This window comes from Chitinibacter sp. S2-10, from assembly GCF_046530675.1.
GTDB lineage: Bacteria > Pseudomonadota > Gammaproteobacteria > Burkholderiales > Chitinibacteraceae > Chitinibacter.
Genome location: NZ_CP172558.1, coordinates 2166615 through 2178015, shown reverse-complemented (window position 1 = coordinate 2178015; position 11401 = coordinate 2166615). Strand labels below are relative to the sequence as shown.

At 53.0% G+C, this 11401-nt stretch carries 7 protein-coding genes and 1 tRNA gene; 1 reads left to right on the top strand and 7 read right to left on the bottom strand.

Going from position 1 to position 11401, the window contains the following annotated elements; translation table 11 throughout:
* Positions 1 to 79 precede the first annotated feature (79 nt).
* Positions 80 to 163: transfer RNA gene (locus ACG2XO_RS10230), tRNA-Leu, on the top strand.
* A gap of 525 nt (positions 164 to 688) precedes the next feature.
* Here the strand turns inward: ACG2XO_RS10230 and ACG2XO_RS10225 are convergent.
* From ACG2XO_RS10225 to ACG2XO_RS10195, 7 genes are all read right to left on the bottom strand, one after another.
* The gene (locus ACG2XO_RS10225) at positions 689 to 4891 is read right to left on the bottom strand and encodes a type VI secretion protein IcmF/TssM N-terminal domain-containing protein (protein WP_410497881.1); all 4203 of its coding nucleotides are present in this window, start codon (positions 4889 to 4891) and stop codon (positions 689 to 691) included.
* Positions 4888 to 5544 carry a DotU family type IV/VI secretion system protein gene (locus ACG2XO_RS10220; protein WP_410497879.1) on the bottom strand — a complete coding sequence of 219 codons (657 nt, stop codon included), beginning with the start codon at positions 5542 to 5544 and terminating at the stop codon, positions 4888 to 4890. The genes ACG2XO_RS10225 and ACG2XO_RS10220 overlap by 4 nt, the downstream gene beginning before the upstream one ends.
* Positions 5541 to 6929, bottom strand: coding sequence for a type VI secretion system baseplate subunit TssK (gene tssK / locus ACG2XO_RS10215; protein WP_410497878.1), 1389 nt, complete (start codon positions 6927 to 6929; stop codon positions 5541 to 5543). The genes ACG2XO_RS10220 and tssK overlap by 4 nt, the downstream gene beginning before the upstream one ends.
* 97 nt (positions 6930 to 7026) lie before the next feature.
* Positions 7027 to 7668, bottom strand: a complete 642-nt coding sequence (gene tssJ / locus ACG2XO_RS10210) for a type VI secretion system lipoprotein TssJ (protein ID WP_410497877.1) — start codon at positions 7666 to 7668, stop codon at positions 7027 to 7029.
* Positions 7668 to 8747 carry a type VI secretion system protein TssA gene (gene tssA / locus ACG2XO_RS10205; RefSeq protein ID WP_410497876.1) on the bottom strand — a complete coding sequence of 360 codons (1080 nt, stop codon included), beginning with the start codon at positions 8745 to 8747 and terminating at the stop codon, positions 7668 to 7670. The genes tssJ and tssA overlap by 1 nt, the downstream gene beginning before the upstream one ends.
* A gap of 71 nt (positions 8748 to 8818) precedes the next feature.
* Complete coding sequence (locus ACG2XO_RS10200; RefSeq protein WP_410497875.1) at positions 8819 to 9118, bottom strand: PAAR domain-containing protein; 300 nt, start codon at positions 9116 to 9118, stop codon at positions 8819 to 8821.
* 73 nt (positions 9119 to 9191) lie between these two features.
* Positions 9192 to 11378, bottom strand: a complete 2187-nt coding sequence (locus tag ACG2XO_RS10195; protein ID WP_410497874.1) for a type VI secretion system Vgr family protein — start codon at positions 11376 to 11378, stop codon at positions 9192 to 9194.
* Between the last annotated feature and the right edge of the window lie 23 nt (positions 11379 to 11401).

Below are 11401 nucleotides of genomic sequence, written 5' to 3'. Positions count from 1 at the left end.
CGCTATCCATTTAACCCACATGCTCTGCTTGCCAAGCCCCGGCAGATCATGAATAATCCGCCCTCTAAACCAGTTACCTGCCCAGGTGGCGAAATGGTAGACGCAGGGGACTCAAAATCCCCCGCCGCAAGGTGTGTCGGTTCGAGTCCGACCCTGGGCACCAAATTCGAAAAGCCGCTAGGTTTCAACAACCTAGCGGCTTTTTTCATTCCCCATCAGAACCACATTCCCGTAACGCCCTTTTGACCGTACACAGTTCTGTGCACAGTTTTCAGTTAGATGCCCTTGGCTTGTTTCGCGCCGACGTGATTTTGCCCCAGCCGTCGAGATTTGATTGACCCACAACATGACGTTGAATGCTATTGAAGCGTATCGGAAAATACGATTTTGGGGTGGGTCAGCCGAATCTCGGCAGATAGGTCAATAAATCATCGGCGACAACAGCATGGCTCAAAACACGCGGTATAAAAGCTGTTATTTCCCCGAAAACGAATCGAAAAGAGCGGCGGAAATGCGATTGGTGACATTACAAAGAGTGCCATGCTGTGGAGTGCATGTTTGGCAAGCTCAGGTATTACCGCAGAATCGCTATGCATTACAAAAAAATGCGATCAATTTCATGGCGATGCTGACATTTTCCGCAACTTTACTGTGGTTGCGATAAGAGGCGGCAAAACGTCAACAGAGCCTAATCTACAAGCAAGAATTTTTGTTTGCTCAACTCTGCACGGATACCCTGACTACTTCTGATCATCGGGCCTTGAGCCTTCAATGAGTCAGCCAAGCCGGTTTTAGCTGCCTGAGCTTCTTTTGCACTCGGAACATCCCCCGAGGCAATTGCAATGATTTGCCGCCCACCTGCGATGGTCGGGTAGGCCAGCAAAAATCCCTCACTTTCGGACGAAAGCCGACGCAGCATATTCTCTGCGGCGGCAGGGGAGTCGGCCAGCCAGATTTGCAAGGTAAAGCGCCCCTCTTTTGCGAGCCATTGCTCAGCACGATTAACTGCCTTTTTCAACTGGGGGGTGTTGTCACCGACTGCGATTTTCAAGCGCTGACTACCTGACTGTTTTTCACTGATGGCCGCTTTGGAGGGCACACTGGATGCGGCTTGAGAGGCCGCGTCGGACATAGTCTTGGCCACTAATTCATCGATCACCTGCCGCACTGGCCTGTCTGATGCCTTAACTTTACCGCCCTCGTTCCAGCATAATCCGATCCGGCTTGGCACCTGTACCTTCATGGGCACAGGGCCGGGTGTAGCCCCATTCATTTTGCTCTGAAAGGCTTGCTGCTCAATATTGGTCAGCATTGCCTTGGCTTCCTGCTTTTCCTGCAAGGCCTTGCTGTTTTCTTCGGCAATCAATGCCAATTGCCGCATGTTTTTTAATGCCGCATCTTCGCCGGCAAACTGGTAACGCACCTGGATCTGCTTGATGTTCAATGCATCCAGCCGCATTTTATCGCGAGGAAAATCAGTCGCATCAAAGGTATGAGTACCAGCCTGAAAGTCTTGCAAGAAGGCCAGAAAGCCTTGTGGGTCCGGATATTTTTTACTCACACTGAATGAAGGGAAGCGAATTTTCAGCGTTGCATCACCACAACTTTGCTGTGACCAGTTGAGTGAATCGGTAACCGAAAAATTCAGATTATTCAGGGTAAATGGCGAGTTGGCACATTGAACGCTCAGCACCGTCGCCAGCACATTCGCTTTGGCTCCCTCATTCAAGCCTGTCGGCAAACCTGTAATTTTTACCGGGTAGACCTGCTCTTTAAGGCTGGCTGCCGTGCTTTGCAATTCGTTCAGCTTGGCCTCGGCTTGCTTGCTTTGCTCCGCCAGCGTCTGTTTTTGCTGCTGCAGGATCAACTCGGCACGTTGCGCTTCTGTCAGCTGCTGTTGTTGAGCCACCTTCTGACTTACCTGATGCGCAATGGCGCCGTTAATGAAAGGCATAAATTCAGCGGTAAATGGCACCGACTGACCCAGCGTCTCAACAGCAAGGTAAGCATCCTGCCCTCGGCTGACAAACGGTTTAGCCGAACCATTCAAAAAGCCCCAGACACTGCCTTTCTCGCCATAAAGCTGATCGAGCATTTCCGGCAAGGCCGTTGCAGATTGCATCGGCCAGATTACTTTGGAATCCCAGTCTTTCTGCAAAACGCAGGAGGCCTGCCGATCAGCAAACCGCACAGCCAATTGCAGGGGGCCCGCCAATAATCCCCAGGCCACTTGATCCTCTGCATCCTGAGTGCGAATGACGCTGCGCAATTCGGATAAACGACTGTACGCATCCTGCAATGCAGACTTCGTGTTTGGATTAGCGTCAAAGCCGTGAAAATCAGCCGAAGTCTGGGCCGCTTTCGCCATGCTTAATGTACTGTCAGCCACCACCTTGCCCAACGCCGACTCATAGCCCTGATAAACGCCAATCGCTTTAAATTGCATTTCCAGTTCTGTTTTGGCTTGAACGATATTGCCGCCATCGGCAAACTGCTTGAGTAATTTGCCACCGATATCATTAATGGTTCCGGGGGTTTTGATCATGCCCTGTTGATTGGCGCGCTGGCGGATGGAGAATAATTGCTGATTCAAAGCCAGCCAGCCTGGCATTTGCTCTGGCGCTACACCTTTGAATTCGCTCACCAGACGATTCGCCAATTGTGTATAAGGGCTGTTTTGGGCGGTAAGTCTGACCATGACGCTGCGCCATTCATTTTCACCGCGCAGCAGATCTTCGCCCTGCGGGAAATTCCAGGCAAAATCGCGCCAGACGCGAATTTTTTCTGTCAGGTACCACTGATTGAACTGCTGCAGTTTCTCATCAAAGCGGGCCTGATTCGGCGCGCTCTTTCTGACTTCGGCCATAAACGCATCAATACGCGCTTTGCCGTCAACGGTAAACGCCGCGGAAATCTCCGGCAAACCGGAAGCCTGGCGTGTTCCCTGCCAATAATCGGCCAGCCGAACTTTTTTCAGATCAGGCTGCGCATCGCTCCAATCAATAATCCAGTGGAAATCATTGCTGCTCAGCGCAATCTGATTCAAATCATTGCGCAAAACAGCCAGACGCTGCAGGCGAAAAAGGTCATTGGGCTGCCACGCAAGCAGTGCAACGTACATTTCATTGAAATGGCTGGCAGCCTCGGGCGAAATGCCCGGATCCATTTCAAACAGAACCGCACCGGACAACGGCGGCATTTTACGCAGTTCTTCATGGCTGGCATTCTCCAGCCTCGCTTGAACCAGATTGATCCTGCGCACCAGAGTCTGAATGTAATCGGCCAAGAGTTCTGACTGCCCGGCACTGGCCAGGCTCTCGATTTTATTGCTAAATGCATCGTCCAGCCCCGGTAAAATATACTTGCGGAACTTGGCAACATAATTGGCTTTAATCTGCGTTTCTACTTCTGCGACTCTGCCATCAAAAGCAAGATAGCGTGTTGCCACCTGTGCATCGCGACGTTCCAGCCAGTACACAAAGCTTCTGAATTGATCCAGCGACTCGATGTCATGCCGCAACTGTCCGGTCAGGCTGAGCTGGCCCGGATACATATCGCGCATCTGGTTCAGCGTATTCAGGCTATGAACAAAAGAAAAACTCAAATAGCAGCCCGCAGCCAGACACAATAACAACCAGGCCATCGCGCCCAGATGCCGCGTTGCGCGACGCCAGTGACTGATCAAGGCTGCCGGATGAAGCAGGTAGCGATCACCGGGCAATACCCGGTCAAATAAATCATGCAAAAACAGCCCCTTGTAAACCGGGGCATGCTCAGGCTCTTGAGGGGCGATCTCTTTCAACAGGCTCGAAACGGCGCCGCCTTGCTGCACACCGCTGCTGAAAAACACACCGCGCAAAAACGGATCTTCCAGATAGGGGCTGTCGCCCAGCGCATGACGAAGAAAGACCTTCAGGGGTTCCTGAAGTTTCAGCAACTCACTGGGGAGCAGCAGCAGGCGAGGATCTGCACTTTCCAGCCTTTGCATCATGGCCAGCTGCAGCCGTTTCAGTTGCGTGCTCACATGCGAGAATGCCGCGTCAACAAACCCTGCTTCGTCCAGCTGCTCCTGCATGCTTTCAAGGCCAACATAACCCATTGCCTGATCCAGCACGCCTTCCGGCAGTAACTGGCTCCAGGCCTCCAGCCCATACAGCTGATCGCATTTTGTCACCAGCACATAGATCGGGAAGCGTTTATCAAACAAGCGGATCATCTGCTCGATCCGCATGCGGATCACCCGCCCCTCATTCGCCAACACATCCGCGTCAGGGTTGAGCAGGTGATCGGCCTGTATCGTCAGCACCAGCCCATTTAGACCTTCCTTGGCGCGATAGCGGCCAAGCAGGTCGAGCATTTTTTCCCATTCCTGCCGATCAGCTTCAATTTCTTCCGGTTCGATATAGCGGCCTGCCGTATCAAGCACGATGGCTTTATCGAAATACCACCAATCGACATTCAGGGTGCTCTCGACCTTTCCCGTAAAGCTGCGTTTTTTGAGCGGTGACGACAACCGTGCCCGCGTCAACGCTGTGGTTTTTCCCGAACCGGAACGGCCGATGACCATATACCAAGGCAAGACATACAAAGGATTTCCTAATCGGCGCAGATTGGAATTGCGCAGCAGGGAAATGGCCTCTTTCCATTTCGCTTTGAGTGCAGACTCGGCACTTTGTACCGGTTCCGGCTTCTCGACCGGCGTCGCCATCTGACTTCGCGCCAGACTGCCTTTGACCAGCCTGATGATCCAGCGGACCAGAAAATACAAACCCAGCACGCCAAAAAACAGGAACAAGGCAGCCCAAACCGGCCACTCATTCCATAACGCCACGCCCCAGCAACCAAGCGCCAGGATCAGGAGTCCGACTAATAATCCGAATACTTTCATCATTGCATTAGCCGTAGAAAATCATTGACCTGGCTGCTCAGCACAAGCGCAAATACGATATATAAAATCAGCAAGATACTCAGTGGCGCCAACAACAGCAGCACAGTCGTCCGTGTTGGTTGCCAGCGACGCGTCACAGGGAGAGCCGAAGCCTGCACATAGGCTTCCGGAAACAGCAAGGCGTTGTGTTCCAGGCTTGCATCTTTGCCCAGCAGGCTTTTCAACTCGCGCGCCTTGATTTCTTCCAGCTTGAAACGCCCACCATCTGCGGAATACTGCCCCTTGAAGCCCAGCGACAGACAGAGAAAAAAGACTTCACGCACATCATCTTCATTGCCATGCAGCTCTTCCAGGCGACTGAAGAAATCCACGCCTGCCCTGGTGGTATTGAAGTAGATTTTTTGCAAAGGCTTGCGACGCCAGAAATCAGCACCAACCCATTCCGAACACATCACGCTTTCATCAATCCAGGCCACAACTGCAAACATGGCGCTTTCGATCTCGTTGCGTGCGATCCCTGCATCCATGGCACTCAGTCTGGCTTCGGCCAATTGCTGCTCAATCCGTTGCCTGAATTCCGCCTCATCGGCATTGGGCGCATCCAGAAACAAGCGGGTATAGGCCAGAGGCTTGATAAATGAATCGGATAATTTCATCGACGCAATACCACCAGCTCAGCTTTCAGGTCTGCAGGGGCATCAGGCCAGTCCAGCGCGATGCTGCCATCCTTTTCGACCAGCTCCCATGACTCGGCAGCAGTTTCAACCCGGAAATAGAATGAATAAGCGCGGCGCGGCAGCCCTTGCGGCGCGACGGGCAGATGGCTCAACTCGACACCGGGCAAAGCACGACGTACCAGTGTTGGCAGCTCGTTGATCGCGGCCAGTTTGGCCGAGGTCTGAAATGAATCGACCAAAGCATCCGGATCGCTTTCACTGCGCAGAACCAGATAGAAACGATTGCGCCCGCTGAAAAACTGCTTCGGCAAATCGGCGGCCAGATAGGCATCGCGCGGCTCGAGAAAGACCAGAAACTCGGGGCCAACCGAGATCTCATTGAGCAATTGGTTGATCAGGGTTTGAGCGGCAAACAGGCCATGCGCCAGATCATGATGATTGTATTGCGGCAATCCGGGGGTGCCATCCGCGAATTCGCCAAGCATATTGCAGCGCTCTGAAAACGAGGACAGCTCACCGACCATCTGCCGCAGCACACCATATACCTCCCACGGGTGTACCTGTGGAGATTCGATAAAATGGTGCAGTAAAGGCGTATACCTGTTTAGTGTGCGTAACGCCAGCAGGAAGACCATATAGCTGGCGTCAAACTCGGCCTTCTGCATTTCACGCGGGCTTTTGTATTGCTCCAGCTGATGAGCACGCCCTGAAACGTCGTCACGAATTTCCTTGACCAGATTGTACAAGGCCGGCGCGCTGCCCAAGGTGTAACTCGGCGGAATAAAACGGGGCGACAGCCGCACTGTTTCTGCATGACGTTCGACCACCGCGACTGGAATGATTTCGTAATCGGTAAATTTTTCCAGCTCGTCTTCCCACAAAATGCGGATCACATAATTGAGACTTTTGACTTCAGCCAAAGGGCCATCGGAATGGATGTCGCGGAATTCTTCAGCTTCATGCGAGGTCACGCAGCGAATATTCATATCCGCGCCGTCTTGCAATTCGCGTACCACCGCCACATTCGGTTCTGACAAACTCAGTTTTTTGATCCCGAAATAAACGGGCAGAGGTTTGTTGGGGTCCTTCCAGACGCCATCAAAAGAACGCGCTTTGAGCACGGCATTACCGGGATATTCAAGGTAGGTGCCATCTTTGAACAGCACATGAGCCGATTGCACCTCAAATATCCGGGTCGCCAGCGCGGCTTCGTTGATATTGAGTTCACCAATTCCCCAAAAATAGGGTAATCCGACTTCAAGGAATGGCTTCAGGCGAAAACGGGCGTGCAAATCCGTTAGCTGAAAATGCTGTGGCTGTAAAAATAGCCCCTGATGCCAATATACCGGTTTCTTGATTTCCATTCTTTTCGCTCTTTTGGCGCTGGTCTGGTGAGATTATGCCTTGCTTTCGTTCTGTTAAGGCAATGCGGCCTGAAATTTGCTTGTCCCTGCGGCGAATCTAGTCACTCAATTGAATGGCACCCGTTTCATCGGGGGGGCCGGTCTCCCCCTGCTGGGGGACCTCGGGCGAAAGCGCCGCGATCGAGCCACTGAGCAAGGCATCCTCTCCCAGCTTTAGCGTCAGCTCGGACACGGCAGCTTCAGCTTTGTACTCACTGACAATCAGGCCGCTTTTATCGACGGTAAGCGGCACATTGAACAGGCGTGCCGATTTGGCAATGTTTTCGCCAAAGTAAGCAGGAATCACTCCGATCAAGCGCGTATTCTGACTGCGATCCAGTCTGATCAATGCCTGCTGGCCGGGCAAAATGGCATAGCGCCGGATACTCAAAAAAGCCGCAGGCGGCTTGTCGCCTTGCAGGATTTTCGTCAGCTGGTTTTCGTCTGCCAGCAATTGATAAAACGGGGTACTCTCGGTCAATTGCACAACCGCCAGCACCAGCGGATGCGGCTGGGCATCATAAAAATTCAATGCCGGGCTGGCATCCACTTTGATGGCAATCCCTTCTGCGGCAAAACCCCAGCTGGCCTGAATCAAGGCGTCTTTTTCGCTATTACCGCCCATGGCCTGATTCAGAGAGCTGCACCCTGACAACAGCCCGGCGAATCCCAGCAGCAGAACGACGAGAAACTTGCGCATTATTCCTCGCTATACCCGAGCATATCTTTCAGATTACGGCGGGTGGAGTCGTCCCTGACCACCTCGCGAATCCATTCATCCAGGCGCATATTGCCCCAGCGCACGGCCTTGTCGACCAGATAGGAAACCGGGCTATGCGGCTCGGTCGTGCGATAAAATTCGGCGATTTCGTTCAGGCGCCGCAGTGCCTCTTCGCGCGTTGTGGGCGGCCCTGCTCTGACGTTGGCTTGCTGCACGACAGCCGGAGCCAGCTCTCCATCCGTGACGGATGACTCTACGACAGCGGGTTCACCCTCAGGTGAACTCATCACACCTTTTTCACCTGCAAGTTTGATCACCACTTTCACAACATTGCTCAGGGTTTCAATCGTCTGAGCCAAGCTGGGCGCATCGTAGCCAAATTTCTCGTCCACCGTTTTGGCCAGTTGCTTGCAAGCTTCCAGCGCCGCCTGACTATCCGTTGCCAATGACTGGTAAAACGCCGCTGGCGTCTGGTTGACCGCAGACACCCAGATTTCGGAATTGATCTTTCCTTCCTTGAGTGCCTGTTTGAAGGCGTCTTCGTTTTGTCGGGCCAGATTATCGACGTCACGCGACTCCTGCCAGCGAACCCAGCCGAAACCCTTGCTTTCACCATAGGGTCCGGTCACCGGTATCTGGCGCAGCGTCAGCGGCAAATTGTTTTCCAGCCAGACCAGACGGCCAATCCGCAGTTCGGCATCGTCGCCATCAAGCTCAGGGTGCAGACTTGGCCAGAATTGTTGCAGCAAGCCATCGAGCAGAGCAAAACCTTCTGCGGCCCCCGCAAAACCATGCTGATTGCTCAAGGCTTCAACCAGCCACACCGCAACCTGCAAATCCTTGCTCCGGCTGCTGAGCACTTCAATTGCCAGACGCTTTGCAGCTGGCCAATCGGCGGACTTCACTTCCGTTTTCCAGTCGCCCTGCGACAGATAATCTGCATCGGCGCGCCGGGCTTCCTTGATTTCATCAATAACTGGTTCAAATGAAACATCCTGCCCACTCGGAGAGTCCGGGCTGATAGGGGCAAGAAGGCTGGTTAAATCAAGTATTGACATGGCACTCATTCATTTTGGCTAAATTCATCAAGACAGAAACGGCAATGTTCTTGTCGGTTTATCGCTGGCAATTAACCACCGATCATCACAGTCGGGCACCCCAGAACAATCGAGCCGCCGTGTGCGGTGGTGTCGCCCATCCGGGCTGCGGGTTTCCCTCCGATCAAAACCGTGGCGCTGCCTTTCACAATCGAATCCGGTGGTCCAACACAGACACAGCTATCGCCGACAACCGCAGCGGGTAAACCGCCGATCAACACGGTCGGTACTCCCGGTCCAACAACCGGCCCGCCGACATGAGGGATGGGCGGAACTCCGGGGGTTTGCATCGGGCAGGTGTGCATATCGGTTAAACGGGCAGCTAATGACATCACGAAGTTCCTATTTCAGCAGCAATCGATTCAATTTCTCTGGCACGATAGGCGTCCTATCGTATTAAAACGCTTAATTTATCATCACAATCGCGCCTTTCACGGCGGTCTGGCCGCTTGCCGAGAGCTCGGCAGTCGCATTGCCTTTGACCGTCGCAGCAATATCGCCCTGAACAGCCACATTCAATCCGGAGATCGAAGTATCTCCATCGCAGGCCAATGAGGCGCTCGCCTGCCCTTTAATCGAAACGCTCGGTGCCTTGACATCTGCACTGCTCGTTCCCTCGACATGAACCGCCATGCCTTTGATCGTGATCCCGCTGGTATCAATCTTGATGCTGTTGCTACCCACTTTGAGCTCAATCGATTGCATCGCTTCCATTTCGGACTTGCCGGCATTGATTTTGGTCACCTGATTACCGGCCTTGATCAGCAATTCATCATTTCCCAGCGAAACTTCGACCGAACGATTGCCGGTTTTGACCAGATGCTGATCGTTGCCCTGATCGATCTGCACGGTACGGTTGCCGCTTTTCAGTTGCAACAGCGCATCGCTTTCGACCACCACACTGTGCTTGCCTTTGGTGACGGTATAAGTGCTGTCGCCTTCCTTGATTTCAGTGCTGAGATTGCCCTTCTCGATCAGTAACGAATCATTGCCTTCCTTGATAGTCTGGCTGCGCTGATTCTTGATTTCTATGGTCTGATCGTGGCCAACTTTCAGATCGTCGTCGTTTTTGACCATCCGGTGAAAATCTTTTTCTGCCTGAAAATAAACGTCTTCCTCGCCTTTTTTGTCTTCAAAACGCAATTCATTGAAGTTTTCAGCCGTGCCATTGGGCGTACTGCGTGTTTTGATGCCGCTCTGGGTTTTATTGGCCGGCAAATCATAAGGTGGCATTTTCTGGGCGTTGTACACCCGGCCGGTGATGATGGGCTGATCCGGATTGCCGTCGATAAACTCAATCAATACCTCCTGACCAACCCGGGGTATATGCATGGAACCCCAATTCAGACCTGCCCAGCCATGAGATACCCTGACCCAGCATGAGCTTTTATCATCTTTGGTCGAATTGCGATCCCAGAGCATTTGCAGTTTTACCCGGCCATACTTGTCGGTATAAATTTCTTCCCCCTGCGGACCGACAACCATGGCGCTTTGCACCCCGTGGATGCGGGGCACAGCGGTCACCCGCTCCGGCCTGACCGTGAGCGATTTGGGCTGACAAACGAAAGCATTGTCGTAATGGCCGCTGGCGTCTTGCCAGGGCAGATTATTCACCGCCTGATGGCGTATCCGGGTAATAAGATAGTCCGCGTTATATTCAGCGCGGTAATGATCGGTCAGCGAAAAGCAATAACCCGCAGCCAGCGTCCGGCAATCACCTGCCGCGTCAATGCGCAGTTGATTGCTTTCCAGCACCTGCATTTGCAGCTTGGCTCCGGCCTCGCCATCGGCCTGATTCAGGTGAGTCGCCGGATAATCATAGATATCCAGCGCACTTTGCTTGGCCTGTGTCGCCACGGTCGGGCTGCTGGCCAGCAAACTGTTTGTGGTTTGCTCGAAATTGAAGGCATTGAGCGTCAATTTAGCCGGAATCACCGTCAATGATTGCATCCAGGACACAATGTCATCGCCCTGATTCGTGCCTGCAGCCGGCCGGTACGGCACGCTATCTTTGACCGGACATGGCTTGAATGCGGAGTTGGCGTCAACCAGCACCAGCGTGTGTTTGTCCTGACTGTGCTCGAAGTAATACGAAATGCCGACTTCTTCGAGCAGGCGGGAAACAAAGGCGAAATCCGATTCGCGATACTGGACGCAATACTCGCGCACCGCATAAGACTGCGACAGCGAAAAACGAAAATCCTGAAAGCCACGCGCTTTAAAGACTTTTTCGACAATATCAGGCACCGATAACTGCTGAAAAATCCGGCTGTCCTGAGTATGTTGCAACAACCAGAACCAGGGCAGCAGCTCGGCCTGATACTGATTTTTATTGCCTTCATTCCCGATCTGCGCGAATCGCCCAACAATGCCGTGCCAGATGCGTTCGGTCTGATCAGGTAATTTGATCTTGAGCGAAGCCGGTTCGCCAAGCAATTTGGCAAAATCAAGCTCGTCATTTTCCGCAGCCAGCTTCACGGTGAAATGAAACAGGCCGGATAGACACTCTTCACCGGAAAACGATTCGACTTGCAGCGCATTGCTGCCCAAAGCCGAATCGAAACCCAGCAAACGCATGCTCTGGTCAATCACCAAAATCCAACTCCTTCAAACCC

What these genes read in the sequence shown, in the direction of transcription:
- ACG2XO_RS10225 (WP_410497881.1), bottom strand. Translation starts at nt 4,891, where the DNA reads ATGATGAAAGTATTCGGATTATTAGTCGGACTCCTGATCCTGGCGCTT.
- ACG2XO_RS10220 (WP_410497879.1), bottom strand. Translation starts at nt 5,544, where the DNA reads ATGAAATTATCCGATTCATTTATCAAGCCTCTGGCCTATACCCGCTTG.
- tssK (WP_410497878.1), bottom strand. Translation starts at nt 6,929, where the DNA reads ATGGAAATCAAGAAACCGGTATATTGGCATCAGGGGCTATTTTTACAG.
- tssJ (WP_410497877.1), bottom strand. Translation starts at nt 7,668, where the DNA reads ATGCGCAAGTTTCTCGTCGTTCTGCTGCTGGGATTCGCCGGGCTGTTG.
- tssA (WP_410497876.1), bottom strand. Translation starts at nt 8,747, where the DNA reads ATGTCAATACTTGATTTAACCAGCCTTCTTGCCCCTATCAGCCCGGAC.
- ACG2XO_RS10200 (WP_410497875.1), bottom strand. Translation starts at nt 9,118, where the DNA reads ATGTCATTAGCTGCCCGTTTAACCGATATGCACACCTGCCCGATGCAA.